Origin of the sequence: Novosphingobium jiangmenense (genome assembly GCF_015694345.1) — a bacterium.
GTDB classification, from domain to species: domain Bacteria; phylum Pseudomonadota; class Alphaproteobacteria; order Sphingomonadales; family Sphingomonadaceae; genus Novosphingobium; species Novosphingobium jiangmenense.
In genome coordinates this window covers 16,521-41,997 of record NZ_JADQDC010000014.1, presented here as the reverse complement: position 1 = coordinate 41,997, position 25,477 = coordinate 16,521, and the positions used below count along the sequence as shown (strand labels likewise).

Annotated in this window: 28 protein-coding genes, 1 tRNA gene and 1 pseudogene; 16 read left to right on the top strand and 14 right to left on the bottom strand. The window is 63.6% G+C overall.

What is annotated here, in order from left to right; translation table 11 throughout:
- Positions 1–48 precede the first annotated feature (48 nt).
- From I2488_RS16870 to I2488_RS16855, 4 genes and pseudogenes are all read left to right on the top strand, one after another.
- Positions 49–537, top strand: coding sequence for a regulatory protein RecX (locus I2488_RS16870; RefSeq protein WP_343071103.1), 489 nt, complete (start codon positions 49–51; stop codon positions 535–537).
- Positions 521–1,018, top strand: coding sequence for a DUF192 domain-containing protein (locus I2488_RS16865; protein ID WP_196276972.1), 498 nt, complete (start codon positions 521–523; stop codon positions 1,016–1,018). The genes I2488_RS16870 and I2488_RS16865 overlap by 17 nt, the downstream gene beginning before the upstream one ends.
- A gap of 94 nt (positions 1,019–1,112) precedes the next feature.
- The gene (locus tag I2488_RS16860) at positions 1,113–1,526 is read left to right on the top strand and encodes an NADH:ubiquinone oxidoreductase subunit NDUFA12 (protein WP_196276971.1); all 414 of its coding nucleotides are present in this window, start codon (positions 1,113–1,115) and stop codon (positions 1,524–1,526) included.
- Positions 1,526–1,942 (top strand): annotated as a pseudogene (locus tag I2488_RS16855) (DUF2155 domain-containing protein); the annotation flags it as partial. The gene I2488_RS16860 and the pseudogene I2488_RS16855, both read left to right, overlap by 1 nt.
- Before the next feature lie 35 nt (positions 1,943–1,977).
- On the opposite strand, the gene aat reads toward I2488_RS16855, so the two are convergent.
- On the bottom strand, positions 1,978–2,754 hold the full coding sequence (gene aat / locus I2488_RS16850) for a leucyl/phenylalanyl-tRNA--protein transferase (RefSeq protein WP_196277004.1): 777 nt from the start codon (positions 2,752–2,754) through the stop codon (positions 1,978–1,980).
- Positions 2,755–2,823: 69 nt separating this feature from the next.
- On the opposite strand from aat, the gene I2488_RS16845 reads away from it, so the two are divergent.
- A tRNA-Trp gene (locus I2488_RS16845) sits at positions 2,824–2,899 on the top strand.
- Between the two features lie 152 nt (positions 2,900–3,051).
- Here I2488_RS16845 and I2488_RS16840 read toward each other — a convergent pair.
- The 3 genes from I2488_RS16840 to I2488_RS16830 form a co-directional block, all read right to left on the bottom strand.
- Positions 3,052–3,618 carry an outer membrane beta-barrel protein gene (locus I2488_RS16840; RefSeq protein ID WP_196276970.1) on the bottom strand — a complete coding sequence of 189 codons (567 nt, stop codon included), beginning with the start codon at positions 3,616–3,618 and terminating at the stop codon, positions 3,052–3,054.
- 328 nt (positions 3,619–3,946) lie between these two features.
- Positions 3,947–4,762 carry a transporter gene (locus tag I2488_RS16835; RefSeq protein ID WP_196276969.1) on the bottom strand — a complete coding sequence of 272 codons (816 nt, stop codon included), beginning with the start codon at positions 4,760–4,762 and terminating at the stop codon, positions 3,947–3,949.
- A 69-nt stretch (positions 4,763–4,831) separates the two neighbouring features.
- On the bottom strand, positions 4,832–5,509 hold the full coding sequence (locus I2488_RS16830; protein WP_196276968.1) for a hypothetical protein: 678 nt from the start codon (positions 5,507–5,509) through the stop codon (positions 4,832–4,834).
- A 321-nt stretch (positions 5,510–5,830) separates the two neighbouring features.
- On the opposite strand from I2488_RS16830, the gene secE reads away from it, so the two are divergent.
- Positions 5,831–6,025 carry a preprotein translocase subunit SecE gene (gene secE, locus I2488_RS16825; protein WP_039331848.1) on the top strand — a complete coding sequence of 65 codons (195 nt, stop codon included), beginning with the start codon at positions 5,831–5,833 and terminating at the stop codon, positions 6,023–6,025.
- 26 nt (positions 6,026–6,051) lie between these two features.
- Positions 6,052–6,591, top strand: a complete 540-nt coding sequence (gene nusG, locus I2488_RS16820) for a transcription termination/antitermination protein NusG (protein ID WP_039331850.1) — start codon at positions 6,052–6,054, stop codon at positions 6,589–6,591.
- Between the two features lie 29 nt (positions 6,592–6,620).
- Here nusG and I2488_RS19825 read toward each other — a convergent pair whose 3' ends face one another.
- The gene (locus I2488_RS19825; RefSeq protein WP_196276967.1) at positions 6,621–8,084 is read right to left on the bottom strand and encodes a S41 family peptidase; all 1,464 of its coding nucleotides are present in this window, start codon (positions 8,082–8,084) and stop codon (positions 6,621–6,623) included.
- Between the two features lie 215 nt (positions 8,085–8,299).
- On the opposite strand from I2488_RS19825, the gene rplK reads away from it, so the two are divergent.
- The 3 genes from rplK to I2488_RS16800 all read left to right on the top strand — a co-directional run bounded on the left by rplK (position 8,300) and on the right by I2488_RS16800 (position 9,721).
- Positions 8,300–8,731: a 50S ribosomal protein L11 gene (gene rplK, locus I2488_RS16810; protein ID WP_084280282.1), complete on the top strand. Its 432-nt coding sequence runs from the start codon at positions 8,300–8,302 to the stop codon at positions 8,729–8,731.
- A gap of 4 nt (positions 8,732–8,735) precedes the next feature.
- Positions 8,736–9,437 (top strand): 50S ribosomal protein L1, encoded by a 702-nt coding sequence (gene rplA, locus I2488_RS16805; RefSeq protein ID WP_196276966.1) that lies wholly within the window; start codon positions 8,736–8,738, stop codon positions 9,435–9,437.
- Positions 9,438–9,526: 89 nt separating this feature from the next.
- Positions 9,527–9,721 carry a hypothetical protein gene (locus I2488_RS16800; protein WP_196276965.1) on the top strand — a complete coding sequence of 65 codons (195 nt, stop codon included), beginning with the start codon at positions 9,527–9,529 and terminating at the stop codon, positions 9,719–9,721.
- Here I2488_RS16800 and I2488_RS16795 read toward each other — a convergent pair.
- From I2488_RS16795 to I2488_RS16765, 7 genes are all read right to left on the bottom strand, one after another.
- The gene (locus I2488_RS16795) at positions 9,696–10,736 is read right to left on the bottom strand and encodes a sensor histidine kinase (protein ID WP_196276964.1); all 1,041 of its coding nucleotides are present in this window, start codon (positions 10,734–10,736) and stop codon (positions 9,696–9,698) included. The genes I2488_RS16800 and I2488_RS16795 overlap by 26 nt on opposite strands.
- Complete coding sequence (locus tag I2488_RS16790; RefSeq protein ID WP_196276963.1) at positions 10,733–11,179, bottom strand: response regulator; 447 nt, start codon at positions 11,177–11,179, stop codon at positions 10,733–10,735. The genes I2488_RS16795 and I2488_RS16790 overlap by 4 nt, the downstream gene beginning before the upstream one ends.
- Positions 11,172–12,662, bottom strand: coding sequence for a sensor histidine kinase (locus I2488_RS16785; protein ID WP_196276962.1), 1,491 nt, complete (start codon positions 12,660–12,662; stop codon positions 11,172–11,174). The genes I2488_RS16790 and I2488_RS16785 overlap by 8 nt, the downstream gene beginning before the upstream one ends.
- An 83-nt stretch (positions 12,663–12,745) precedes the next feature.
- On the bottom strand, positions 12,746–13,300 hold the full coding sequence (locus I2488_RS16780) for a chorismate--pyruvate lyase family protein (protein WP_196276961.1): 555 nt from the start codon (positions 13,298–13,300) through the stop codon (positions 12,746–12,748).
- Positions 13,281–13,985: a peptidylprolyl isomerase gene (locus I2488_RS16775; protein ID WP_196276960.1), complete on the bottom strand. Its 705-nt coding sequence runs from the start codon at positions 13,983–13,985 to the stop codon at positions 13,281–13,283. The genes I2488_RS16780 and I2488_RS16775 overlap by 20 nt, the downstream gene beginning before the upstream one ends.
- A 4-nt stretch (positions 13,986–13,989) precedes the next feature.
- A complete protein-coding gene (locus I2488_RS16770) occupies positions 13,990–14,751 on the bottom strand; it encodes a competence/damage-inducible protein A (protein ID WP_196276959.1) in 762 nt (253 codons plus the stop codon).
- A gap of 40 nt (positions 14,752–14,791) precedes the next feature.
- Complete coding sequence (locus I2488_RS16765; RefSeq protein WP_343071102.1) at positions 14,792–16,267, bottom strand: flavin-containing monooxygenase; 1,476 nt, start codon at positions 16,265–16,267, stop codon at positions 14,792–14,794.
- 135 nt (positions 16,268–16,402) lie between these two features.
- Here I2488_RS16765 and I2488_RS16760 point away from each other — a divergent pair, with 135 nt between their 5' ends.
- The 3 genes from I2488_RS16760 (at position 16,403) to I2488_RS16750 (ending at position 19,178) form a co-directional block, all read left to right on the top strand.
- Complete coding sequence (locus I2488_RS16760) at positions 16,403–17,377, top strand: magnesium and cobalt transport protein CorA (protein ID WP_196276957.1); 975 nt, start codon at positions 16,403–16,405, stop codon at positions 17,375–17,377.
- Between the two features lie 130 nt (positions 17,378–17,507).
- Positions 17,508–18,155 carry a DUF47 domain-containing protein gene (locus tag I2488_RS16755; RefSeq protein WP_196276956.1) on the top strand — a complete coding sequence of 216 codons (648 nt, stop codon included), beginning with the start codon at positions 17,508–17,510 and terminating at the stop codon, positions 18,153–18,155.
- A 24-nt stretch (positions 18,156–18,179) separates the two neighbouring features.
- A complete protein-coding gene (locus I2488_RS16750; RefSeq protein ID WP_196276955.1) occupies positions 18,180–19,178 on the top strand; it encodes an inorganic phosphate transporter in 999 nt (332 codons plus the stop codon).
- On the opposite strand, the gene I2488_RS16745 is transcribed toward I2488_RS16750, so the two are convergent.
- Together I2488_RS16745 and I2488_RS16740 are read right to left on the bottom strand one after the other, a co-directional pair.
- A complete protein-coding gene (locus I2488_RS16745) occupies positions 19,179–19,940 on the bottom strand; it encodes a DUF1365 domain-containing protein (RefSeq protein WP_196276954.1) in 762 nt (253 codons plus the stop codon).
- Positions 19,937–21,265, bottom strand: coding sequence for an NAD(P)/FAD-dependent oxidoreductase (locus tag I2488_RS16740; protein ID WP_196276953.1), 1,329 nt, complete (start codon positions 21,263–21,265; stop codon positions 19,937–19,939). The genes I2488_RS16745 and I2488_RS16740 overlap by 4 nt, the downstream gene beginning before the upstream one ends.
- Before the next feature lie 127 nt (positions 21,266–21,392).
- Here I2488_RS16740 and I2488_RS16735 point away from each other — a divergent pair, with 127 nt between their 5' ends.
- The 3 genes from I2488_RS16735 (at position 21,393) to I2488_RS16725 (ending at position 25,476) form a co-directional block, all read left to right on the top strand.
- A complete protein-coding gene (locus I2488_RS16735) occupies positions 21,393–22,415 on the top strand; it encodes a class I SAM-dependent methyltransferase (RefSeq protein WP_196276952.1) in 1,023 nt (340 codons plus the stop codon).
- Positions 22,416–22,488: 73 nt separating this feature from the next.
- A complete protein-coding gene (locus I2488_RS16730) occupies positions 22,489–24,108 on the top strand; it encodes a M20/M25/M40 family metallo-hydrolase (RefSeq protein WP_196276951.1) in 1,620 nt (539 codons plus the stop codon).
- A 96-nt stretch (positions 24,109–24,204) separates the two neighbouring features.
- Positions 24,205–25,476 (top strand): HD-GYP domain-containing protein, encoded by a 1,272-nt coding sequence (locus I2488_RS16725; RefSeq protein ID WP_196276950.1) that lies wholly within the window; start codon positions 24,205–24,207, stop codon positions 25,474–25,476.
- Position 25,477: the final 1 nt, after the last annotated feature.

Genomic DNA, 25,477 nt, shown 5'->3' with positions numbered 1-25,477 from the left:
CGCGAAAGGAAGCCGCCTCGGCCACTTGATGGCGCTCGGCTCGAGGAGATGGCACTGGCTTACGTGGCGCGCTTTGCGACGAGCGCGGGCAAGCTGTCCGATTACCTGCGGCGCAAGCTGCGCGAGCGGGGATGGGAAGGGGAAGGCGAGGCGGATACGGGCGCGATTGTCGCGCGCTTTGTCGAGCTTGGCTACGTTGACGATGCGGGCTTTGCCCGGGGCAAGGCGCAGAGCCTGCTGCGGCGGGGCTATGGAGCGCGGCGCATCGATCAGGCGCTGGGCGCGGCGGGTATCGCCGAATCGCTGCGCGAGGATGTGCGTGGCAGCGAGGTCGAGCGGCGGCGCGCTGCTCTGGTCATGGCACGCAAGCGCCGCTTCGGCCCGTTCGGTGGCGGGGGCAGGCTTGACCCGGCGGTGCGGGAAAAGCAGGTCGCAGCCATGCTCAGGGCAGGACACCCCCTTGCACATGCGCGCGAGGTGGTGAATGCCATGAGTGCCGAGGCTCTGGATGAGTGGATCGATGAAGCAGCTGACTAGACTTGTTGCAATTTCTGCCCTTGCGCTGGTCGCAGGCTGTTCTCCGGGGGCTGCCGATGCTGGTGCGAAGACCGCGACGCAGGCGGCAGTACCTGCGGTTCATCCCGTCTCGGGGCTGCAGATCACGCCCGTGACCGTGACGAGCGGCAGCACGCCGCACGTGTTCAAGTCGGAAGTTGCGCGCACTTCGGCAGAACAGGCCAAGGGCCTGATGTTCCGCACCGAGATCGGCGACGATGAAGGCATGATCTTCCTGCGCAATCCGCCAGACGTTGCCACTTTCTGGATGCGCAACACGGTGATCCCGCTCGACATCATCTTCGTCGGGCTTGACCGGCGAATCATCAACATTGCCGCCAATGCCAAGCCCTATGACGAGACGCCGCTGCCTGCGGCGGGACCGACGCTTGCCGTGCTCGAGATCAACGGCGGTTTGGCGGCAAAGCTCGGGATCAAGCCCGGCGACAAGCTCGACTGGTAGGGCGATCGGCAATCCGGGGAGGGCAGGGGCATCAACGCGCTTGCCGACTCCCCCCATCAGCGGCTAAGCGCGCCCAATATCCAAGGCAGGTACCATGAGCATCCTCGGCAAGATCTTCACCTGGTGGAATGGCGCCACCGTCACGACTATGCTGTTCAGCGCGCTGAACGGCGAGCAGGTGGGCACGGACGCGCAAGGAAACAAGTATTTCCGCGCGAAGAAGCCCTATCCCAAGGGGCACCCCTTTGCTGGACGTGAGCGTCGCTGGGTGATCTACAACGGCGCCAACGATGCCAGTCGTGTACCTTCTGAGTGGCATGGCTGGTTGCACGGCTCGTTCGATGGTGTGCCTGAAAGCAACCTGCCGCCGCCGCGCATATGGGAAGCCGAGTACACCCCTAACGCTACGGGTACGGTCACCGCGTATCGTCCGCAGGGTGCGCTGGAGCGTGGTGGCAAGCGCGCCGCTGCCACTGGCGACTACGAAGCCTGGGTTCCGGAAGCCTGATGCCATCTGTCGCATCGCCGGCAATGCGCGCACTCGCAATGGCGGGTTTGCTGGCGCTTGCCGGATGTGGCGACAAGGCTGCCCCGCCGCCGCCTGAGGCGACAGAGACCGGAGCGGCAATCGCCAGCGCATCGGGTGCGGCGGTGGAAAGCGAGTTCGGCACGCCGATCAAGGATCGCGTGGCGACGATCGGTTTCCTCAACAAGCGCAACAACATCACGCAGGATGTCGTGCTCAGAAGCGGCGAATCGCGTCGCATCGGCAATGCCATCGTCAAGCTCGCGACGTGCGAGAAGACCGCGCCTTGGGAAGACCCGCCCGAAACCGGTGCCTTCGTGCAGCTTTTCGTCGAGGAACGCGCGAGCACCGATCAGCCGCTGGCGTGGCGCAAGGTGTTCTCGGGCTGGCTGTTCAAGAACGCGCCGTCGCTAAACGTGGTCGAGCACGCGGTCTACGACGTGTGGATCAAGGACTGCGCGATGACGTTCCCCGGCGAGGAAGAGCCGCTCGCCTCTGCCCGCAGCGAGGCAAAGCCCAAGGGCAGTGCCAGCGAGGCGGCCTCTGCCGCTCCGGCGCCAAGCCCGTCGCCGACAGCTTCGGCGAGCGCGCGGCCGGCTGCCGCTTCTGCCGGAGAGTAGGGGCGCTGCGCCTGTGACAGCAGTTGCAGGTATTGGCTTTGCGGAATCTCGACGGCGCCCAGCGAGGTGAGATGCGTGGTGCTGAACTGGCAATCGAGCAGTTCGACACCGACACGGCGAAGCGCGGCAACGAGCCAGGCCAGCGCTACTTTCGAGGCGTCGGTCTGGCGGCTGAACATCGATTCGCCGCAGAAGACCCGGGCGAATCCAACCCCGTAAAGCCCGCCGACCAACCGGCCCTCGCTCCAGCATTCGATCGAATGAGCATGGCCATGTTCGTGAAGACCGATGTAGCTTTCGCGAATCCGGGCACTGATCCAGCTTTCCTCGGCGCCGGGGCGGGGAGCGGCGCAGGCATCGATCACGGCTTCGAACGCAGCATTGCAAGTGACTGTGAACTTGCCCCGGCGCAGTGTGCGGGCGAGAGATTTCGAGAGATGGAAGCCATCGAGGGGGAGAATCGCCCGCATTCGGGGCTCGACCCAGAACACTTCCGGATCGTCGCGACTATCCGCCATCGGGAAGATCCCGGCGCGATAGGCCTTGAGCAGAAGCTCCGGCGGAATGGCGTGTGGATCGTTGCGGGCCATAATCTTCAATAATGTGTTTCGGTCGGTTGCGCTCCCGCCGTCAAGTCTTTAAGGGGCCGCTCAGAGCACAGGAGTGTAGCTCAGTTGGTAGAGCATCGGTCTCCAAAACCGAGGGCCGTGGGTTCGAGTCCCTCCACTCCTGCCACTCGCCACAGGGCGAGGTTTGGCGCTGCTTCCGGCCCGAAGGCCAATTCCCCGCATCCGCACTTCGCACCGCTCGTCGCCCGATTCGGGTTCGCGAACAAAAAAGGGGAGGGCAGCCGAGGCCACCCTCCCCGAGGCGTCACCTAGGAGTGATCAGAAGCGCAGGCCGAGCCCTGCGAGAACCTGATTGCGCGAGAAGCCGGCTTCGTAGTTCGAGTAGCGGTATTCGACGAGGCCATAGGAGTTGCCGCCGAGGCCGAGCTGCGCACCGAGGCCGAGGCGCACGCCATCGCCGTTCGCCGCATCCTTGAAGCCGTTGAGTTCGCCCTTGATCCGCGCGTTGGTGTAACCGACCTTGCCGTAGAGGTTCAGCTTCGGGTTGACAGCGGCGGTGACGCGCGCACCGACGTAAAGGTCGCGGCCGGTTGAGATCACGGCGCGATCCACGCCATCATCATAAACGGTCTTGGTCGACGAATCGGAGATCTCGGCATCGACACCGAAGGCGACAGAGCCGGTGGTGGGAATGTCGTAACCGACAGCCAGGCCGAAACCGACGCCATCTTCGCTGTAGGTTCCCAGGCCGTAGTCATTGAGGTCGAGCGAGGCGCGGTCCCAGCCGACCAGCACTTCGGTGCGGACGCCCGAGGGCGCTTCGGCGAAGGCGGGCGTGGCGGACGCAGCGGCGAGGACCGCAAAAGCGGTCCAAAGCTTCTTCATGTGGTGTTCCCCTTGTTACCAGATTGCGGTTTTCATTGAGTTTTTCTGAAACCGCAGGCCGCCCAAATGCTGGTCGCCGCAACAAGCTGCAATTCATAACTTACGTTTACTGTTTCAAGCTTTTCAACGTGTTGCATCGCTGCCACAGAATTCGCGTGATTGCGGGGTTCGCCAGACAACCGTGCAATAAAAGTGCTTCGAGAATGGTGAGATGTGTCGCACGTCACTTGACCCAAACCCGGCGCAAGATGGCAGCATAAAAAATGGGGCAGCGAGACTTGCCCGCCGCCCCAAGTTCCGTCCCATGCGTCTGGTTCGCGTGAGAACGTCAGAACCTTACGGTGATCATGCCGCCAACGCCATAGTCCGGTGCGCCATCGCTGAGGCCGGCTGACCCGTAAAAGGTGAAGTTCAGCGCATCGCTCACCGGCGTGCTGAACGCGCCGAACAGTTCATGGCTGTCGTCGGCCAACCGGCTCGTGGCCTGACGGTAATCATACGAGGCGATCAGGGCCGACTTGCCCATGCCGACACTTGCCCCGGCGGAAGCGGTCCAGGCATTGCGCAGGTCAATGCCGTCAGGATCGCCGGGCATGCGATAACCCACGCTGGCGAACGGGGTGACGGTCCCGAACGTTTTCGAAAGTTCCGCGCCCACCGTAACGTCGGTCTTGCCGGTTCCGAGACCCTTGCTGCGCGAGGCGGTGGGCAGTTTGACCCGGGCCGAGAGGTCCAGCACGAAGCCCAGCTTGTCCTCCGGGATCATGTAGGCCGCGCCCAGCGTCAGATCGCCCAGTCCGCTGCGGGTGGTGCGGGGCGCATTGGGATCGATGATCACGCCGCCAGGGCCGTTGCCGACAATCGCCGACGAGCCATCGATTCGCAGCCACGGCTGGGTGACAGAAATGCGCAGGTTCCCGGTCTTGTAGCGTAGAGCCAGCGGCACCACGAGAATGTTGGTGTCCGAACCTGTGCCATAGTCGCCGCTTGACCAGTCGACGCCGGTGGTAACGGAAAGGCTGGTGTCATTGCTGGCGCGCTCCTCGCTGCCGCGCGTGTCCTGCGCCATAGCCGGACCTGCGATTGCGGCACCTGCCAGCAGCGCGCCGAACCAGATGGCGCGTGTCTTCCCCGAGATAGTCATCTTCGCACCCCTTATGCGAACAAGGGCGGATCCTCGCGGATCCGCCCTCGCGTTGGTCATCACGTTGCGTCAGTTCCGGGTCGGCATTGCCGATTTGACGGTGTCCTTTACCGCCGTGGCTGTGTCGCGAACCGATGTGGCATTCGCACGAGCGTCCTGGGCCGCCGCACGTACATCCGTGGCAGACGAGCGTGCCGCGCTTGCGGTCACGCGCGCATCGGTTGCCGTGTCACGTGCGGCACTCCCGGTCGCGCGCAGATCACCCGCAGCCGAAACGCTGTCACGCAAACTGGCTACCGCACCGGTGCCATCCTTGATGGCGCTGTTGGTCCCGCGGGCGGCTGCCACGGCTGCGGCATCGACTGCTGCCGATCCGGCTGCCGCATGGTCACGGCCGGTCACGCTGCCGCTCACCGCACCGTCGGCGCGGGTTGCGCTGCTGATCGCGCCTGAGGTTGCCACCTTGTCGAGATCGGTTTGGTCGCCGTCATCGTCGCTCGCATCGGTGCGGGTCTGGGCCTTGGTGGCGTTGCGCGCGTGGGCCCTGGCCGAAACGTCGGCGCCGATGCCCTTGTCCTCGCTGTCCTTCTGCGCCTTGGCCATCACGCGCACGTCGGCGCCGATACCGTTGGATGACGTCGTCTTGGTGGTGGTGGTGCTGGTGCTTGTGCTTGCGCTCTGCGCCTGTGCCGGGGCTACCAGCGCGACCGCGGCGATCGAAGCTAGCGGAATCATATACTTGTTCATGGCATTTGACCTTTCTTTTCCCATCCGGTCCCCCTGTTTGTTGCCAAACTGTTGCCGAGGGATAACCGGCGGGAAGCGAGGGCGTTCCACCTGCAAGTCACCTCTGGACGAAGAGCCGGGGCGGCTGGGCGCAGCACCGGCTATCCCGCCACACCTTGCGCGCGCCCTTGCCAATTGGCTGGCGGCAGACTAAATGAGCGGAACTTCCGACATCGGAAAATCGCCAGCCCCTCCCGGACCTGTCCGGGGCGGCGATGACCCCTAGGCGGAAGAGACGAGTTTTCCCGCGGCCCCGGCCGCAGCAAGCAAGGCACCAGAGCAATGGCCAAGACCAGCCCCGGCGAGTTCTTCAACCAGGTGAAGGCGGAAGCGCGCAAGGTCGTCTGGCCGACGCGTCAGGAAACCACCACCACCGCGATCTTCGTCGGCATCATGATGTTGATCCTGGCAGTGTTCTTCCTTGGCATCGACTCGCTGTTCAGCGCGGTCGTCCGCTTCCTGCTCTCGCTCGCCTGATCACCTAAAGGACCAAGAGAAAACATATGGCCCGCTGGTACATCATTCACGCCTATTCCGGTTTCGAGAACAAGGTGAAGGAAGCGATCATTTCCGAAGCCGAGCGCATCGGCCTTTCGCAGCTGGTCGAAGCGGTCGAAGTGCCGACCGAGACCGTAACCGAAGTGAAGCGCGGCAAGAAGGTCCAGGTCGAGCGCAAGTTCATGCCGGGCTACGTGCTCGCCAAGCTGGCGATGAACGACGACATCTACCACCTCGTCAAGAACACCCCGAAGGTGACGGGCTTCCTCGGCACCAACAACAAGCCGCAGCCGATTTCCGACAAGGAAGCCGCCCGCTACTTCGGCGCGCGCGAGCAGGCCGCTGCCGAACCGCGCAAGAACGTCTCGGTCGATTACGAGATCGGCGATCAGGTCAAGGTCAACGCCGGCCCGTTCGCTTCGTTCAACGGCGTGGTCGAGGAACTGGACTTCGACAAGAGCCGCGTGAAGGTCTCGGTCTCGATCTTCGGCCGCGCAACGCCGGTGGAACTGGGCTTCGAGGAAGTCGAACTGGTTCGGGGCTGATCGTTCCGCACATCATGAAGGAAGGCGCGTCAGTTCACCAACTGGCGCGCCTTTTTCATTGCGGGGTCGCGGCCTGATGCAATGTCTTCAGCGCTGGTCCTGACCGGTACGTCGGGAGTAACTCCGGCGTCTGGCTGAGGCGATGACGGGAAAAAGCCAATCAGCGGCAAATCCACTTCTAGCCCGGTCTCGGGCAGTCGAAGGAAATAGAAGGCGCCGCCGTTGATGCCGCGCAGGCTTCCCCCGGTCGGATCGCCCACCAGCGTGGCAACACCACTGCGTTTGACCGTCTCGGCGAACTGGAATGTGGCTGACGAGCAGGTCGGCCCGATCAGTACGGCAACCTTTCCGGCAAAGCGTCGGCCCGATGGATCAATCCGGGCACCGGGCAGGTCGAAGTCTCCGCGCACCAGCCGGAGCATGTCGCTGCGGGAGGACGGTTTTGCTGCGTCGTCCCAATCGTCGAAGCTGCGGTCCCATGTGTCGAGCACCGGCCGCAAGGCATCGGGAATGCGCCTGTAGCGCACATATCGCTCCATCACCGCCTGCGGGAGCGGGCGCTCGATCAGGCGGGCAAGCACCGCGTCTCCGCAATCGATCCCGCCTTCATTGGCGCGGATGTCGATGACCAGACCGCGGGCCTTCTCCTCGATCATCCGGTCGAACGCAGCATCGAGCCAGGCCTTCCAGTCCCATGGGCTGTCGTACAATCCCCAGTTGTCCATGCGCAGCGTTGCCACGCCATCGCTGATCGCGAAGCTCCAGCCGTTGCTTGTTGCATCGGCGCGCTCTTCGCCGCGAGCACGTGGGGGGCGGGAGAACGTCGGCAGATCGAGCGTTCGGCCGTCGGCCATGGTCAAACCGACGCGGTCGGCCGGGCCGTGCGGAGCAACCAGCGGCCGGTAGATGTCGAAAGGATTGGGCGAGTTCTGGTCCTCGACGCCGAGCAACGCGAGCCGCTTGGCGTCGTTGCTGCCGTCCGCGCGGGCAAGTGGCATGAGCCGGCGCAACAAGGTCGCTGTCGGAACGCCGTCTACCGCCATGATCACCGCGCCGGGCCTGAGCGGTATTTCCGGACGCAATGTCCCGGTGACGACCATCTGACCGCCGATCCAGCGGAACGAGAAAGGCACAGCAGCGCTGCCGCCCACGATCTGCGTCATCACCGTTTTCGACTGGTTCGCCGGGTTGGGGTAACTGTGGCCGCAACACACGGCCGCGGTCAGGCGAGCCAGCGACAGGAACTGGTCGCCCAACGCCCTCGGCCCAGAGGCGAGCCGCCGCGATTCTTCCGCCACGATCGCCCGGAACCGATCGCGCCCGAGATAACGGTCCAGTCCCGGGTGCAGGCGATCGTACGCCTCCAACAGCACCGCGAAATCACGCCGTACGGCAGCGGCTGTCGTATTGCCGACAGCCGCAGATGCCGCCCAAGTGCGTGTGACAAAGGCTGCGGGTGCAGCGGCGAGCAGTGTACGGCGGTCGATCCTCACCCAAGCGAGGCTATCATGAAAGTGCCCGATTGCAGTGCGCTTTCGAGGCTGGGCAACTGCTGGGGCTTGGCTTTCCGGTCCGCTGCCGCTAAGGGCGCGCACTCTTGCGGACGAATCTTCCGGGATTCGTGCGGGAGTCTCGTTTTCGGGACGTTTGACCGCTCACTCTGAGGCTTGCTGCAAGCGGCGGGCCGACAGGAAGAAAGGAGGCCATCGTGGCCAAGAAGATTGAAGGCTATATCAAGCTGCAGGTATCGGCTGGTGAAGCCAAGCCTGCTCCGCCGATCGGTCCGGCGCTGGGTCAGCGCGGCGTCAACATCATGGAATTCTGCAAGCAGTTCAACGCTGCCACGCAGGAAGTCGAAAAGGGCACCCCGCTGCCGACCGTGATCACGGTTTATGCGGACCGCTCGTTCACCTTCGTGACCAAGACCCCGCCCGCCACCTTCTTCATCAAGAAGGCCGCCGGCATCAAGTCGGGTTCGAAGACCCCGGGCAAGGCTTCGGCCGGTTCGATCAAGCGTTCGCAGCTGGCGGAAATCGCCCAGGCCAAGATGAAGGACCTGAACGCGAACGACATCGACGCCGCAACGAAGATCATCGAAGGCTCCGCTCGCGCGATGGGCCTCACCGTGGTGGAGGGCTGATTCCATGGCCAAGCAGACCAAGAAGCAGAAGGCCCTCGTCTCGAAGCTGGGCGACAACCAGAAGCTCTATGCAGTCGATGAAGCCATCGCGCTGCTCAAGGACCTCAAGTCCGCCAAGTTCGACGAGAGCCTCGAAGTTTCGCTGAACCTCGGCGTCGATCCGCGTCACGCCGACCAGATGGTACGTGGCATGGTCGTGCTGCCCTCGGGCACCGGCAAGGATGTCAAGGTTGCCGTGTTCGCCCGTGGCGACAAGGCTGAAGCCGCGCTCGCCGCCGGTGCCGATAAGGTTGGCGCCGAAGACCTGCTTGAGGACATGCAGAACGGCAACCTCGACTATGGCCGCGTGATCGCGACGCCCGACATGATGGGCATCGTCGGTCGCCTCGGCAAGGTGCTGGGTCCCAAGGGCCTGATGCCGAACCCGAAGCTCGGCACCGTCACCCCGAACGTCGCCGAAGCGGTCAAGGCTGCAAAGGGCGGTCAGATCGAATTCCGCGTCGAAAAGGCCGGCATCATCCACGGCGGCATCGGCAAGCTTTCGTTCTCGGACGAAGCGCTGCGCGCCAACTTCGACGCTTTCGTCGATGCGATCGTCAAGGCCAAGCCGTCGGGCGCCAAGGGCAAGTACCTGCGCAAGGTCGGCCTGTCCTCGTCGATGGGCCCCGGCCTCAAGATCGACGTTGCCCAGGTTCACGGCGGCTAAGGCCACCGGTTCAAGGAAAACGAAAAGGGCCGGGGAGGGAAACCTCTCCGGCCCTTTTTCTGTCCGCGTCGCTCGTATAGGAGCGGGGAATGTCAGATCCCCAGACTTCGAAAAACCCGGTGACCGTCGCCCGCCTGCAGGTCGAGGCGGTCATTCCGCCCGAAAAGCGCGGCCCGGGCTGGGATCGGCACTGGCGTGAACTCGAAGCCTATGCCGATGCCGCGCTGGAAGGTGCGGTCGGCGACTGGACGGTGAACCTTACCTCGGGTCGAACTCAAGGGTGACGCGAAACCCGGGGCTGGTGCTCTGCGCGCAGATCGAGGCACCAAGGCCGCGCGCCATGGCCTTGACCAGCCGCTGGCCTAGCCCGGTGCCTTTGGCCTCGGCGCTGTCGCCGATCCCCACGCCGTCGTCCTCGACTGTCAGGCGCATGTGATTCTCGCGGCTGGATGACAGGACGATCCGGACTTCGCCGGCGCAATCGCCGGCATAGGCATACTTGCAGGCGTTGGCGACAAGCTCGCAGATGACGATGCCGAGCGTCACGGCCTTGTCCGTCGGCAGTTCCACCGCCTCTGCCGTGGAAACCACCGAGCGCGGCCCGTGGGGCGAAGTCCAGGTCTCGGTGAGGTCGCGGGCGAGGTTGGCGAGATACTCGTCCATGGCCACGCTTTCGACGTTGCCGGTGGCATAGAGGTGGCGGTTTACGTGAGCGATTGCGCCGATGCGCTGCTGTGATGCGAGCAGGGCGTTGCGTGCTTCTCCTTCCGGCAGGACCGAGGCCTGCATGTTGATGAAGCTCATCGTCATCTGCAGGTTGTTGGCAACGCGGTGGTTCACCTCGCGCAGAAGGGCACCCAGCCTTTCATTGCTGGCAATCAGTTCGCGTTCGGCCTGCTCCTTTGCCCGCCGAAGCCGCACGCGTTCGAGCGATTGGGAGAATGCCGAGCGCAGCAGTTCGATGAAGTCCTCGCCGATGGTCTTGACGACATAGTCGTCTGCGCCCGCGCGCAATGCCGCTGCCGCAAGGCGACCGTCGTCGGCCCCGGTCACATAGACCACTGGCGGACAGGCAGGCAGCGCCAGCAGTTGTTCCAGTGTCTGCAGCCCGTCCATGCCGGGCATATGGTGGTCCACGGCAATGACATCGAATTCGCTTTCCCGTGCGAGCGCACAGCCCTCATGCCCGTCTGCAGCCAGCGTGATGGCAAACTCCGGTCCGCCGAGGCGGCGCTGAACCAGCCGTCTCAGCCCGGGGTCGTCGTCGATGTAGAGAAGGCGGACCGGTTCTTCAGTCAAGGTGCCCCCTCGGCGTCCGGCACCTGGATGACCGACAGGAACAGGCCCAACTGGCGGATCGCCTCGGCGAAGTTCTCGTAGTTGACGGGCTTGGTGATGTAGACGTTGCAGCCCATGTCGTAGCAACGCTGTATCTCCACCTTGTCGTCGGTGGTCGTCAGGACCACCACCGGCGTACGCCGCAGATGCGCGTCGCCCTTGATCTTCGAAAGAATGTCGAGCCCGCTCATGTCCGGCAGGTTGAGATCGAGCAGTACGAGGGCCGGGCCGTTGTGTGCGGGGCCGTGCGGATCGTTCCACAGATAGTCGAGCGCGCTAGTCCCGTCGGTGAAATGATGGATCGCGTTCGATATACCCGCGCGCCGGATGTTCTTCTCGATCAGCCGGGCATGGCCTTCGTCATCCTCGACCATGACGATGTTAACGGCGAGTTGATCAGGCATCGGCTACTCCGGATTGAAACTTGAGCGGGAGGCTGACCGTGAAGGTCGAACCCTGCCCCTCCTCTGACGAGACTTCGACGAGACCGCCGAGGCGATAGGCAAGTGCGCGAACATGGGCGAGGCCGATCCCTTCGCCGGGCTGGTCCTGCATCCCCGAGCGGCGGAACAGGTCGAAGATGCGCTCGTGATCGCGCGGGGAAATGCCGCGTCCGTTGTCGCGGACGGTGATGTTGACGCGGCCGTGTGCGACTTTGCTAGCGATACGGATCTCTCCGGGCCGCCCGGGGTGCAGGTACTTCAGAGCGTTCTCGATGAGGTTCGAAAGGATCTGTTCGATTGCCAGCCTGTCGGTTTCGATCACGGCAAGTTCGCCGAGTTCCACCCGGGTGCCCGTCTCGTCGATTCGGTGCTGGAGGGAATCGACGATCGACTGCACCACGTCTGCGAGGCTGACCCTGGTTGGCGCCAAGGTGCGTCGACCTTCGCGAGACAGCCGGAGGATGGCGTTGATCAGCCGATCCATCTTCTGCGTGGAGGAGCGGATGAATCCGATGGACTCCGGCAGGTCCTCTTCGACCGCGAGGCGTACCGTCTGCGGCACGTCGTCGCCATCCTTCAGCACGTGTTCGCCGATCACCTTGCGTGCAGCGTCGAGTTCGGAGGTGAAGCCCATGACGTTGACCAGTGGCGAGCGCAGGTCGTGGCTTACGATATAGGCGAAGCGCTGGATTTCGGCATTTGCCCGTTGCAGCTCTGCCGTGCGTTCATCGACCAACGATTCCAGTTCCTGATTCAGCACGTGCAACTCGCGCCGGTTGGCATCTATCTCGCGAATGTTGCGGCGGATGATCAGGATTGCGGCAGTTGCCACGCCGACGATGAGTGCGCCACACAGGGCCAGCATTGCCGACAGCAGACTGCGGGTGCGGTCCTGCGCCTGGTTGCGCTGCCGCAGGAGAGCGTCTTCGCGCCTGAGCATCTCGTCGGCGTAAGTCCGGATATGGCGGATCGCGCTGACGGTTGCGTCGCTGTCGAGCGAGCCGACCTTGAGGATGCCAAGCTTGGCTTCAGCTTCCGTGGTGCGCGCCTGCCGGGCGTAGCCATCGAATGCCAGTCGCAGACCTTCGACCGAGCGGACCTGCGAGGGGTTGTCGCGAACCAGCGTCTCGAGCCCGGCGAGTTCGCGACTGGCATCGGCGATGGCCTTTTCCGCTATAGCCACGAAGTTGGTCTCGGTCGGGGCGATGATGATTCCTCGCCTGGCCGTCTCGGTCCGCTCGGCATGACGCACGAAGCGGTTCAGGGCAGCTTCGACATCCAGCGTGTGTTCGACCCAATAGGCATCACGCTCGGCCTGCTTCTGCACGACGACCACGGCCACGACAGCCGCAACGACGGCAGCGAAACCGATCGACAGCAGCAGCAGTATGAGCCGGTTGTTTCCCGCATCGCGCGAGAAAGCGTAGGTCGGCGTAGTCGGCATCGCTGGAAAGCACCCCCGTTGACGCACGAAATCCGTCAACCGGCGATGCGTTCCCGGTAGAGGTAAAGAAATGTTACACTGACCTATAAGTTCCCGGGCGTGTAACACTCTATGACGAGGCTGATGGCCTTGCCGTCAGGTGTCCGCAGCACTGCTTCGTGGGACAGGATGGTATCTGCTGGGCATTGCGGCATCGCACCTTGCTTTTGGGCGAGCCGGTCACGGCGGAAGGCGAGCGGTGCGACGACCTTGCCAAACGGCTTATCCGAGGTGGTCAGGGTTCGGTTCATCTCTGTCGTCAGGCGTGAAGGCACGTACCAGTTGTGCGCTACCGAGAGGATTTGGTCGCCGCACGCCAACTGCACATGGCGATAGGCGATCGGCTCTTCGGCGGAAACGCCCAAGCGCTTGCGGATTGCAGGCGAGGCCGGGATTAAGGCGCTCCGGTCTGCCAGTGCCCGGATCACGGGCGGAGCGGCGAGTGCCCGCTTGGCGCACCATTGGCCAAGCGCCGCCGTGGCGCTGTCATTCGAAGCGAGCGTTTTCTCGAAGTCCTTGATGCCGCCTATGCCGCAACCTGTCAGCGCCAGCGTCGCAAACGTCGCCAGCGCGACTGCTTCAGGGCGCAGGCGACGCATCGGGTGCGGGATCGGGCAGGCGACAGGCGGTGATGATCTTCACCGGCTTTGCAAGGATCTGTCCGCGCATGATCCCTTCGCCTTCGGTCTCGGAAATGGGTGCTGCGAAGATCGCCTTCACCACGTCCATGCCTTCGACAACTTGCCCGAACGCCGCATAGCCCGCCTTGGCTTCCGGATCGGCCGAGTCTGGCTGCGCGTCGAGTCCTGGCTGGTCCGAGACCATGATCGAGAAGTCGCCCGTCGCGGTGCCCGGGGCATACCGGGCCATAGACAGGGTGCCTGCCTTGTGCAGGATGCCGGTCACGTTTGTCGGCTCATGCGCGATAGGTGGGAGGTTTCGCCTCGGATCACCTCGCGTTCCTGCCTGGATCAGTCCATTGGGCTGCTCGCCCCAGTTGAGATGCATGGCGCGGTAGAATGCGGTGCCATCGAACCGCTTCGTTTCGGCATAGCGCACGAAGTTCGTGGCCGAAGCCGGCGCGTGCTTCACATCGACTTCGACAATGATACGTCCTGCCTCCGTCTCCAGAGCAACGCGGACCTTGTCGGGCAGGGGCGTCGTCGAAGGGACCGGGTAGGTCGGCGCAACCGGGCGGGGAGGGGCAACCCGCTTCTTGACCGGCGCTGCCGCAATGAGAGCAAAGGCTACCGGTGCCAGCAGGGCAAGGCGACGCGTCAGCATGGGGTCAGATGCCCCCTGCGACGGGGAAGCGGCCTAGCGAGGCAAGCCCTTCTTCAAGAGCATGGGCACAAGCCTTCAACTGGGCTTCGCTGACCGAGCGGATCACGAAGTTGGCTCCAGTCCTGCCTTCGCGAAAGAACGGGTAGCTACCGATTTGAACGCCGTCGAAGGCATGTTCGGTCTCGCGCAGCAGGTCGGCAATCTCGCTCTCGGCGACCCAGCAGCCGACCGTGGTCGAGAGCAGCGGCAATCCGCCTTCGAGCTGGCCGGTCAAGCCATCGAGCATCTGGGCGGTGATTCCGGGGACGCCGGCCATGAGAAACACGTTGCCGACGCGAATGCCCGGCGCGCCAGAGACGCGGTTCTCGATAAGGTCCGCACCATCAGGGACGCGAGCCATGCGCAGGCGCGCGTCGTTGAGGCCCCCGCGCGTGGCGTAGTAGCTTTCGAGAATAGCCCGTGCCTTGGGGTGGATCACGACGTCCACGCCAAGCGCCTCGGCCACTGCATCGACGGTGATGTCGTCGTGCGTCGGGCCGATGCCGCCGGTGGTAAACAGGTAATCGTTGCGTGCGCGCAGCGTGTTCACCGCTTCGACGATCGCTTCCATGACATCGGGTACGACCCGCACTTCGCGGAGGCGAATGCCCTGAACGCCAAGCCATGCCGCCACTTGGGCGATGTTCTTGTCCTGCGTGCGGCCGGACAGGATTTCGTCGCCCACGACAATCAGCGCGGCGGTCCAGATACGGGATTCGTCAGTCATCGCGCGAGTGGTATCGCATGGGACCTTCCCGCAAAAGGGCTTATTCGGCGGCTTCCATGTGCTCCTTGTGCACGGTTGCCGGACGTGCGTGGCCGAATTGCAGCACGCCGTCCTCGATCGGGTCCTCCCGCATCCAAGCCACGTCTCGCACGTAGTCCTGATTCAGCCGCCAGCGCATGTCGCTTGCCGACTTGGGCAGGAGATGGCGCGCCCGTTCGATATAGCCGGACGAGAAGTCGTAGATGTTGTCCTCGTCGAGCTGGTGGTTCGGCGCGAGCTTCGGCACTGCCACTTCGACGCCGCGTGCCTTCATCGCGTTGAGCATGTCGCAAATGTAGCGGGCGTTGATGTCCGCCCGCAGCGTCCACGAGGCGTTGAGGTAGCCGAACACTGCTGCAAGGTTCGGCACGTTCGAGAACATCACGCCCTTGTAGTAATAGCGGTCGGCAAAATCGACCGGCACACCATCGACGCTGATCGCGATCTTTCCGGCCATGACCATCTTGAGGCCGGTTGCCGTGACGATCACGTCTGCATCGAGGTGCTTGCCCGACTTGAGCTTGATGCCGGTGGCATCGAATCGATCAATGTGGTCGGTCACCACGCTCGCCTTGCCCGCCTTGATCGCCTCGAACAGGTCGGCATCGGGCACCAGGCAGAGGCGCTGTTCCCAAGGATTATAGGGCGGGGTGAATGCCTTCTCGTCGTATTTGTCGCCAAGCGCCGCCTTGATCCGCTTGGTCAGGAACTTCTTGACCTTTTCGGGCTGGGTGCGGGCACGTTTGAACACCAGGTTCTGCAGGCGAACGTTCTTGAAGCGTGTAATGCGATAGGCCAGTTCCTCGGGCAGGAACTTGCGCAGGAAATTGGCGATCGCATCGCGCGCCGGGCGGATGCCGTACCAAGTCGGCGTGCGCTGGAGCATGGTGACGTGCGCAGCCTTGTCGGCCATCGAGGGCACGATCGTAACCGCCGTTGCCCCGGATCCGATCACCACCACACGCTTTCCGGCATAATCGAGGTTTTCCGGCCAGAACTGCGGGTGGACGATCTCGCCCTGGAAATCCTGGCGGCCTTCGAACTTTGCCTCGTAGGGCGTGTCGTAGTCGTAATAGCCGGAACCGAGATAGAGCCAGCCCGCGGTCACTCGGCTGCGCTGACCGTCGCTGCCTTCAAGGGTGACGACCCAGTGTGCGGCCTCCCCGTCGAAGTCGGCGCTGAGCACCTTGCTGTCGAAGCGGATGTGGCGGCGAATGTCGCGCTCGTCGGCGATGCGGTTCAGATAGTCGAGGATCGAGGGGCCATCGGCGATCGACTTCTCGTGCTTCCATGGTTCGAACACGAAGCCGAGCGTGTGCATGTCCGAATCGGAACGCACGCCGGGGTAACGGAACAGGTCCCACGTACCGCCGATCTGCGCGCGCCGCTCGACAATGGTGAAAGAGCGGTCCGGGCAGAGCATTTTCATGTGCGCTGCCATGCCGATGCCTGAAATGCCGGCTCCAACGATCAGCACGTCAACGTCTGGTTTCGCTGCCGCAAAAGTGGACTGCTCTGCACCCACGATCTCTCTCCATCGGTTCTATTTACAGGGATGTTAGCACACTCGCGGGCGATTGCCAGTGGCCCTTGAGTTTGCCACTCAATGGCCATGACCGTGATCGCCGCCCGCCGCTACAGCAACGGTATTGCACATGACGAAACGCTTGAGCTGAACGGCGCTTGCGTTGCGGAACTGCCGCCGCACAGCTTCGACTGGATTGGCTTGTGCGAGCCTGATGCTGCTGAAATGGACCTGCTGCGCCGCCAGTACGGGTTGCATCCTCTTGCCGTCGAGGATGCGCTCAACCCGAGGCAATTGCCCAAGGTCGAAGTCTACGGGAAAACCCTGTTCGTGGTTGCCCGCACGGCCGAACTGCAGGCGGGCGAGGAGATCGGCTACGGGCAGACTGCGTTCTTTGTCGGCCCGCACTTCCTGATCAGCGTCCGCTTCGGAAGCACGCGGCCTCACCTGACGTTGCGGGCCGAGCTCGAGGCACAGGGGGACCGGTTGTCGGAAGGGCCGGACTATATCCTCCACGCCGTGCTCGATTTCATAGTCGACGGTTATCTGCCGTTGCTCGAACGGCTTGAGGAAGTGGCGCAGGAGATGGAGGAAGCGGCAATCGACGTCTTTCCGGAGCAATCCGTGATCCGCCGCATCTTCCGCCTGCGCCGTCAGTTGCGCCGGTTCGAGCGGGTTATCGGACCGATGGAAGAAGTTTGCGAACGACTGGTCGTGGCTGATCTACCGTGTATCGATCCCGCCGCTCGCATCTGGTTCCGCGATGTGCTCGATCACGTACGTCGCGCCATGGCGCGAATGCGAGGCTTGAAGGAAACGCTCGCTGCGATTGTCGAAACCGCCAGCCTGCTCGAGCAGCACCGGCAGGGCGAGATGACCCGGCAGCTTGCGGCATGGGCGGCGATTCTGGCGGTGCCCACTGCCATTGCCGGCATCTACGGCATGAACTTCGAATATCTGCCTGAGTTGAAGTGGCATTATGGCTACTTCGCGGTGTGGGGCGTGATCGTGACGATCTGCGGGGGACTGTGGCTTCGGTTCCGCAAGATCGGGTGGCTGTGATCCGGCGGCTGTGATCGTGTGGACAAGCCGAGTGTTTCCGATTGTGACAGTTGCGCCTGTCGCCTAGTGCGCAATCAGGCGGAGACGAGTCGTTTCCCCTTGGCGTGACGGTAATTCGGGAAGCTTATCGATGTTCGGCTGGTTCCAGCGTCTTCTGCCCAAGTCGGGCGATTTCTTCGGCATGTTCGAGCGCCATGCGGCTGCCTGCGTCGATGCTGCCGATGCCCTCGCCAAGCTGACGCGCGCGCAAGGCGATGCGGCGCAGTGGGTCGGCAAGATCCGCGACCGCGAACACGCCGCAGACGACGTGATCCGTGAAGTGCTGTTCACCGTGCGTCGGACGTTCCTCACGCCGTTCGACCGCGGCGCGATCACCTCGCTGATCGGCGCGATGGACGACACCATCGACGAGATGCAGGCTGCGGCTTCGGCCATCGAACTCTACGAGATCGCGCATTTCGAGCCCGAGATGCAGGCGATGGCCGACAAGATCGTCGAAGCCGTGGGCCTGATCGCCGAAGCCATGCCGCTTCTGCGCGACATCGAGCGCAATGGTGGCCGCCTTCACGCGCTCACCGAGCGCATCGTCAAGCTGGAAGGCGAGGTGGACCTCGTTCACCAGGCGGGTCTCAAGGCCAACTTCCATCGGCATCGCACCGATGGCGACCAGGTCGCGTTCATCGTTGCGCGCGAGATATTCAAGCATCTCGAGAAGATCGCCGACGCCTTCGAAGACGTCGCGAACGAGATCGACGCGCTGGTCATCGACCACGCCTGACGGCGCGGGACAGGAGCTGATCCGATGCACGAGCTCGCCTTTCCGCTGCTGGTCGGCCTGATCGCGCTGGCACTGGCGTTCGACTTCCTCAACGGGTTGCACGACGCCGCCAATTCGATCGCCACGGTTGTCTCGACGCGCCTGCTTTCGCCCGTTGCTGCGGTGGTATTCGCAGCTGCCGGCAACTTCGCCGCCTACTGGCTGGTGGGGCTGCACGTGGCAGACACCATCGGCAAGGGCATCATCGACAAGGACATCGTCACCCCTGCGGTCGTGTTCGGCGCGCTGATCGGGGCGATGTTCTGGAACGTGGTGACCTGGGTGAAGGGCATTCCCTCCTCTTCAAGCCATGCCCTGATCGGCGGTCTGCTCGGCGCGGGCGTGATGCACGGAGGCTTTGACGCGATCGAATCCAAGAAGACGATCGAGACCTTCATCGCCATCTTCATGTCGCCGATGATCGGCATGGCCTTGGCAATGTTCTTCGTCCTGCTGACGAGCTGGCTGTTCAAGGGCTTCCAGCCACGCCGCGCAGAGAACGTCTTCAAGGGCCTGCACCTGCTGTCCTCGGCGGCCTATTCGATCAGCCACGGCGGCAACGATGCCCAGAAGACAATGGGCATCATCACGGTGCTGCTCTATTCCACCGGCTACCTGAAGGGCGAGTTCCACATCCCCGAATGGGTCGTGCTCTCGTGCTATGCCGCCATTTCGCTGGGCACCATGTCGGGCGGGTGGAAGATCATCAAGACGATGGGCACCAAGATCACCAAGCTGAACCACCACACCGGCTTCTGCGCCTCTTCGGCGGGCTCGATCGTGGTGTTCGGGGCAAGCGCGCTGGGCATTCCGGTATCGACCACCCACGCCATTACCGGCAGCGTGATCGGCACTGGCGCAGCCCGCCGTGCCAGCGCAGTGCGCTGGGGCGTGGCGCAACGCGTGGTCATGGCGTGGTTCATCACCATCCCGGCCAGCGCTACCGTGGGCGCGGCATTCTACATGCTGACCAAGCTGTTCTGATCACTGGCCTACGGTGATGACCTCTGCCGGCGGTTGAGGCTTGCGGAATACCGGCACGCGCTTGATCCAGAGCTTCAGGGCCTCCCAGTGGATGCCCGCAGTGACCTTGAGAGTAACCAGCGGATAGGCGAGGGCGGCGCGGAACAGGGCGCGATCGCTCAGGCTTTCGCGCATGGCGGTGTGGACCGCAGCAAGTATCGGACCCTGCTCATCCGACACCACGATGCCTATGCCGAGCCGTTCGCCGGGCGGCTGGATTCGAAATGCATAGGCGAGGTCCATCGGCAGGAACGGCGAAACATGAAACCGCTTCCCGGCACTCTGATGCAGTGTCACAGCGCCCGGCCTTGCCTCGATGACATAGTTGTGCCGCTCTCCGAACGTGTTTGAGACTTCGTAGATCACCGCCCGCAGTGCCCCGTCCTGGCCATGGCAGAACCACGTGCTGAGCGGGTTGAAGGCATAGCCCAGCATGCGCGGCATGGTCAGCAGCAGGATGCGGCCGCCATCGGACTCCAGTCCAGCCTCGCGCAGCAGTCGTTCGACATGTGGGCGCATGGCCTTGCCATCACCGACATCGGAATCGTGGAAGGAAAACAGGTTGAATCGCCCACGGGAGAACAGGCGCAGGCGAAGGGCAAGTGCATCGATACGGTCGATGTCTAGCAGTAAGTGCAGCACGCGATAGCGCAGGACATGGACGGCAGGTCGCAGGCGGCGGTGCAGGACGTGACCGTGATAGAGCGCCGCGCCGTCGGTCATGCCGGTTCGAGGACCTGCGCCTGATGCGTGACATGGATACGCCCGGATTCGTCTGCCACTGTCCACGGCCTGCGTACCCCGCCCAACTGCTCGGCGACGGCAAGGCCGGATTGCAGCCCGTCTTCATGGAAGCCGGCGCCAAACCAAGCGCCGCAGAACCATGTGCGCTTACGTCCTTGCAAGGACCAAAGCCGCTTCTGCGCTGCGCCCGCCGCCACGTCGAACACCGGATGGTCATAGCTCTCACGGCGGATCACCAGCGCCGGGTCCGGCTCCTCCAGAGGGTTGAGCGTGACGAAGAGGTCCTTCTCGGTCGGCAGGTGCTGGAGCCGGTTCATCCAGTAGGTGACCGACAGCCGGTGCGCATCCTGACCGCGCCGCGCGGCATAGTTCCATGCCGACCAGACCTTGCGCCGCTTGGGCATCAGGCGCGTGTCCGAATGCAGTACCGCCTCGTTATGGCGATAGGGGAAGGCTCCGAGCAGTTCGCGCTCCAGCGGGTCGGCATCGGCCAGGATCGCGAGGGACTGATCGGCATGGGACGCCATGACGACGTGATCGAACCGCTCCCAGCCGCGCCCAGCATCGATTTCAACGCCTTCGGGATGGCGACGAACCTGACGCACCGGCGAGGACAGCCGCACGTTGTCGATAAACGGCGCGCTGATCCGCTTCACGTACTCCCGGCTACCACCCTCGACCGTACGCCAGCGCGGACGCTCGCGGAACTGGAGCAGCCCGTGGTTCTCGAAGAAGCGGATGAAGGCGGCGGCGGGGTGGTGTGGAATGTCGTGAACCGGTGTCGACCAGATCGCTGCCGCCATCGGATAGAGGTGGTCGTCACGGAAAGCCGGACCGCAGCCGAGACCGTCGAGGTAGGCACCGAGGCCGAGTTCGCCCATGTCAGGCAGGTCGCGCGGTGCCGCCTTGTAGAAGCGCACCAGATCGCGGAGCATCGACCAGAAGCGGGGTGACACGAGATTGCGCCGCTGCGCGAACAGTCCGCGCAAGTCCCCGGAATACTCAAGCTTTCCCTGGTCGAGCGTCACCGCAAAGCTCATCACGGTCTCGCGCGTTGGCACGCCAAGGTGCACGAACAGCGCGCTTAGGTTGGGATATGTGCGTTCGTTGTAGACGATAAAACCGGTGTCGACCGGCACGCCATCAGCGTCGACCGTGTTGCTGTGCCCGCCCAGCCGGTCTGCCGCTTCGAACAGCGTGACGCGATGGCGCTGCGAGAGCAGCCACGCAGCGGAAAGTCCGGAGATTCCGCTCCCGACCACGGCAATATCGAGCGTGCCCCCCGGCACGCCATCACGGCTCATCACGATCCCAACACCCCCGTCGGCCACGCTACGCATTCCCCGGCGTCTTACCGCCTGTCACGCGTTATAGAGCGCTCCCGTCGTGACAGGTTGACACATGTCACACCCGGATGGCTAGTTCTCCTTCGTGAGCTTCCTTGCCCCTGTCATCGCGCTGGTCGAACGCGCGCCGCTGCCTGACGCACTGACCCGTGCAGGCGTGTCCTTCATGTGTGAGAAGCGGCTTCGCGAAATACGCCGCGACCAGCCGACCGAGGCTGCATTTGCCGCATGGATGGCGCAGCGCCCGGTGGCAGAGCATACCGATGCCGCCAACGAGCAGCACTACGAATTGCCGCCGCGCTTCTTCGAGTTGAGCCTTGGGCCAAACGCCAAATATTCGTGTTGCCTCTATCCCACCGGCACCGAAAACCTGGAGCAGGCGGAACTTGCGGCGCTCTCTGCCACGGTCGAGCACGCCGCGCTAAAGGACGGGCAGGACATCCTCGAACTCGGCTGTGGCTGGGGTTCGCTCAGCCTGTTCATGGCAGCGAGGTTCCCCAATGCTCGCATTACCGCCGTCTCCAACTCGCGCCCGCAAGGCGAGCACATCCGTGCCAAGGCAGCGGCGCGCGGCATCACGAACCTGACCGTCTTGACCGCCGACATGAATGGATTTGCGCCCGAAGGGCAATTCGATCGCGTCGTCTCGGTCGAGATGTTCGAGCACATGGCCAACTGGCGCGAACTGCTGGGCCGGGTCAAGGGGTGGCTCAAACCCGATGGCCGCCTTTTCCTCCATGTGTTCAGTCATCGTCAGTATCCCTATCGTTTCGACACGGCGGACAAGTCGAGCTGGATCGCGCAGTACTTCTTCACGGGCGGCATCATGCCCAGCCATGATCTGATCGGGCAGTTCGCCGACCTGTTTGCACTTGAGCAGGACTGGTGGTGGGACGGAACCCATTACCAGAGGACCGCGCTTGACTGGCTGGCGCTGTTCGACGCCAAAGCGTTGGAGATCGAGCCGGTGCTGCGCGAAGTCTATGCACCGCAAACTCCGCTGTGGATGCGGCGCTGGCGGCTGTTCTACCTCGCGACCGCTGGGCTGTTCGGCCATCGCGGCGGCACGGAATGGGGCGTCAGCCACTGGCTGCTGAAACCGGTGTAAAAAGCACTTGGCAATCGGGGCCATAGCGGCAAGACTGGTTGCGATAGAAACTTGCCCAGGGAGTTTTCCAGACATGACCGTCCGTTCGCGCATCGCCACCGGCGTTGCGGCCATCGCGTTTTGCGCCATCGCCACCCCCGTCCTCGCCGGTCCCGCCGAAGACAAGCTGATTGCCCAGTTGCTCGACGAAGGGCTCAACCGGTCGGATGCGATGGAGATTGCCTCCGAACTGATGGACCGCATCGGGCCGCGTCTGACCAACTCCGAAAACCACCGCAAGGCCGAGGACTGGGCCGCGGCCAAGTTCGCCGCATTCGGTCTCAAGAACATTCATCGCGAGCCATTCGAGTTTGGCCTTGGCTGGAACCTCAAGTCCTACTCGGCGACGATGACTTCGCCGCGCACCCTGCCGCTTACCGTCCTGCCAGTGGCGTGGTCGCCCGCGACCGGCGGCCCGATCACAGCGCCGGTCATCGTCGCGCCGATGAGCAAGGTCGAGAATTTCGATGCCTGGAAGGGCAAGCTCGCCGGCAAGATCGTGCTCGTCAGCCTGCCTGGCGAGACCAGCGAGTCGAAGGACCCCGTGTTCGAACGCCTGTCGGGCGAAGACATGGGCAAGCTCGACAAGTACACCCTGCCGCGCCACGATCCCGAAGGCCTCGCGATGCAGGTCGCGCGTCGCGGCTTCGCACGCAAGCTTTCCGAGTTTCTCAAGGCTGAAGGCGCACTGGCGATGGTCAAGATGACCTACCGCGATGGCAAGCTCGTCCACGGTGAAGGCTACGATTTCATTCCCGGCCAGACACTGGCGGTGCCGACCATGGACATGGCGCAGGAAGACTACCGCCGGCTCGTCCGCCTCGCCAAGACCGGCGCCGCGCCGCAGCTCTCGCTGTCGATCGACGCCAGCTTCGATGACAAGGACCTGATGGCCGACAACGTCATCGCCGAGATTCCCGGCACCGATCCCAAGGCGGGTTACGTCATGGCCGGCGCCCACTTCGACAGCTGGATTGCCGGCGATGGCGCATCAGACAACGGTGCGGGCAGCGTCGCGGTGATCGAGGCAGCGCGGCTCCTGTCGAAGATGGGCGTAAAGCCCAAGCGCACGATCCGCTTTGCCTTGTGGAGCGGCGAAGAGCAGGGGCTGCTCGGCTCGAAGGCCTATATCGAACAGCACCTCGCCACCCGTCCGGTTGATCCCAGCCTCAAGGGCATCGACAGCTATGCCGCGTGGCGCAATGCCTATCCGATCACGCCGAAGCCGGAGTATTCGCAGCTCAAGGCCTATTTCAACATGGACAACGGCTCGGGCAAGTTCCGCGGCATCTATGCCGAAGGCAATGTCGGTGCGGCGCCGTTGCTGCGCGAATGGCTCAGCCCCTTCAATTCGCTCGGTGCAGATCGCGTCGTGATGAGCAAGACTGGTGGCACCGACCACGTCTATCTGCAGGCGATCGGCCTTCCCGGCTACCAGTTCATCCAGGACCCGCTCGACTATGAGAGCCGCGTCCATCATTCGAGCCTCGACACGCTGGACCACATGCGCGCTGACGACATGCGCCAGGCTTCGGTCATCCTTGCCGGCATGCTCCTGCAGGCGGCGATGAGCGACAAGGAACTGCCGCGTTCGCCGCTGCCGACCCAGCCCGATGCCACCGATCCGTTCAAGGTTCAGGACCCCAACCAGTAACTCGCAGGTTCCTACGCATTTGTCCTGATGGTCCCTGCTGGAAAAGACATACGGCCTATAACCTAGGTTAGTATCCGTCACTCCAGCAGGCGGGCCATGCTCAAGCGTATCTCCACGCACGAAGTCGAACTCGGGATGTTCATCCACAAGCTGGAGGGGAGCTGGTTCAGCCATCCCTTCTGGAAGCGGCGATTCCTGCTCGTCGATGCCGGCATGCTGGAGCGCCTGCGGGAGAGCCATATCGACGGGGTGGTGATCGACACGTCGAAGGGCAAGTCGGTTGCCGTTGCACCCGTCACGCAGCCCGAGATCATCTCGGGCCCGCGCCACGCCGGAATGACCTTGCCCCATCGCCGTCAGCGCCTTGAACCGGTGCCGCAGAAGAACGGCTTCGCACGCGTCGCCGCGCCGATGCATATGGCGCGCGAATTCGGCCGCGCGAAACGGGCCGCCGGCGATGCTTTGCGCGTAGTCAGCAAGGCCTTCATCGAAGTGCGCCTTGGCAAGGCGATCCGGACCAAGGACGTCGAACCGGTGCTGGATGCGGTCTATGCCTCGGTCCAGCGCAACCTCTACGCATTCAACGGACTGCTCCGCTGCCAGACCGACAACGAGCCCGTCTATCGTCACTCGCTGGCGGTCAGCGCGTTGATGATTGCACTGGCCCGGCACATGAAGTTTTCCCCCATCGACATTCGCGATGCGGGCATGGCCGGTCTGCTGATGGATATCGGCGTTGCCCAGCTGCCGGTGGATCTGGCGACGGTGGGCGGCGACTACATGTTGCTGCGCCCCGACCTGCGCGAACAGCACGTGGTGCTTGGCTACACTTTCCTGAAAGCCGCGGGCGACATCCCCGATCCCGTGTTGCGGGTCATCCTCGAGCATCATGAGCGGCTGGACGGTGGCGGCTATCCGCAGGGCCTCAGCGGAGCCGCAATCAGTGCCATGAGCCGGATGGCGGCGATCTGCGATACCTACGACACGCTCATCTCGGGCGCCGACCAGCTTGATCCCGCTGATGCGATCCGCAAGCTACGCGAAGCGCCGGAAAGGTTCGATCCGGCCATCCTCGAACGCTTCGTCGAGACGGTGGGTGTCTACCCCATCGGCTCCTTTATCCGCCTGCGCTCGGCCCGTCTCGCCATGGTTGTTGACGAGGACCCCGCCGATCCGGCGCTGCCAGTGGTGCGGACGTTTTGGTCTTTGCCTCTGGCCAAGCGGCTAAAGGGCGAGACTATCGCCCTCGCGCACTGCTATGGCGAGGATGCGATCGAAGGCATTGCCGACCTTTCGGGCTTGGAACTCCCCGAGATCGGTGCCTTGCGGGCGAGTTTGCTGTCCGCCGCCTGCAAGGACGCGGCCTGAG

What these genes read in the sequence shown, in the direction of transcription:
- I2488_RS16870 (WP_343071103.1), top strand. Translation starts at nt 49, where the DNA reads ATGGCACTGGCTTACGTGGCGCGCTTTGCGACGAGCGCGGGCAAGCTG.
- I2488_RS16865 (WP_196276972.1), top strand. Translation starts at nt 521, where the DNA reads ATGAAGCAGCTGACTAGACTTGTTGCAATTTCTGCCCTTGCGCTGGTC.
- I2488_RS16860 (WP_196276971.1), top strand. Translation starts at nt 1,113, where the DNA reads ATGAGCATCCTCGGCAAGATCTTCACCTGGTGGAATGGCGCCACCGTC.
- aat (WP_196277004.1), bottom strand. Translation starts at nt 2,754, where the DNA reads ATGGCCCGCAACGATCCACACGCCATTCCGCCGGAGCTTCTGCTCAAG.
- I2488_RS16840 (WP_196276970.1), bottom strand. Translation starts at nt 3,618, where the DNA reads ATGAAGAAGCTTTGGACCGCTTTTGCGGTCCTCGCCGCTGCGTCCGCC.
- I2488_RS16835 (WP_196276969.1), bottom strand. Translation starts at nt 4,762, where the DNA reads ATGACTATCTCGGGGAAGACACGCGCCATCTGGTTCGGCGCGCTGCTG.
- I2488_RS16830 (WP_196276968.1), bottom strand. Translation starts at nt 5,509, where the DNA reads ATGAACAAGTATATGATTCCGCTAGCTTCGATCGCCGCGGTCGCGCTG.
- secE (WP_039331848.1), top strand. Translation starts at nt 5,831, where the DNA reads ATGGCCAAGACCAGCCCCGGCGAGTTCTTCAACCAGGTGAAGGCGGAA.
- nusG (WP_039331850.1), top strand. Translation starts at nt 6,052, where the DNA reads ATGGCCCGCTGGTACATCATTCACGCCTATTCCGGTTTCGAGAACAAG.
- rplA (WP_196276966.1), top strand. Translation starts at nt 8,736, where the DNA reads ATGGCCAAGCAGACCAAGAAGCAGAAGGCCCTCGTCTCGAAGCTGGGC.
- I2488_RS16800 (WP_196276965.1), top strand. Translation starts at nt 9,527, where the DNA reads ATGTCAGATCCCCAGACTTCGAAAAACCCGGTGACCGTCGCCCGCCTG.
- I2488_RS16790 (WP_196276963.1), bottom strand. Translation starts at nt 11,179, where the DNA reads ATGCCTGATCAACTCGCCGTTAACATCGTCATGGTCGAGGATGACGAA.
- I2488_RS16785 (WP_196276962.1), bottom strand. Translation starts at nt 12,662, where the DNA reads ATGCCGACTACGCCGACCTACGCTTTCTCGCGCGATGCGGGAAACAAC.
- I2488_RS16780 (WP_196276961.1), bottom strand. Translation starts at nt 13,300, where the DNA reads ATGCGTCGCCTGCGCCCTGAAGCAGTCGCGCTGGCGACGTTTGCGACG.
- I2488_RS16775 (WP_196276960.1), bottom strand. Translation starts at nt 13,985, where the DNA reads ATGCTGACGCGTCGCCTTGCCCTGCTGGCACCGGTAGCCTTTGCTCTC.
- I2488_RS16770 (WP_196276959.1), bottom strand. Translation starts at nt 14,751, where the DNA reads ATGACTGACGAATCCCGTATCTGGACCGCCGCGCTGATTGTCGTGGGC.
- I2488_RS16760 (WP_196276957.1), top strand. Translation starts at nt 16,403, where the DNA reads ATGACCGTGATCGCCGCCCGCCGCTACAGCAACGGTATTGCACATGAC.
- I2488_RS16755 (WP_196276956.1), top strand. Translation starts at nt 17,508, where the DNA reads ATGTTCGGCTGGTTCCAGCGTCTTCTGCCCAAGTCGGGCGATTTCTTC.
- I2488_RS16750 (WP_196276955.1), top strand. Translation starts at nt 18,180, where the DNA reads ATGCACGAGCTCGCCTTTCCGCTGCTGGTCGGCCTGATCGCGCTGGCA.
- I2488_RS16745 (WP_196276954.1), bottom strand. Translation starts at nt 19,940, where the DNA reads ATGACCGACGGCGCGGCGCTCTATCACGGTCACGTCCTGCACCGCCGC.
- I2488_RS16740 (WP_196276953.1), bottom strand. Translation starts at nt 21,265, where the DNA reads ATGAGCCGTGATGGCGTGCCGGGGGGCACGCTCGATATTGCCGTGGTC.
- I2488_RS16730 (WP_196276951.1), top strand. Translation starts at nt 22,489, where the DNA reads ATGACCGTCCGTTCGCGCATCGCCACCGGCGTTGCGGCCATCGCGTTT.
- I2488_RS16725 (WP_196276950.1), top strand. Translation starts at nt 24,205, where the DNA reads ATGCTCAAGCGTATCTCCACGCACGAAGTCGAACTCGGGATGTTCATC.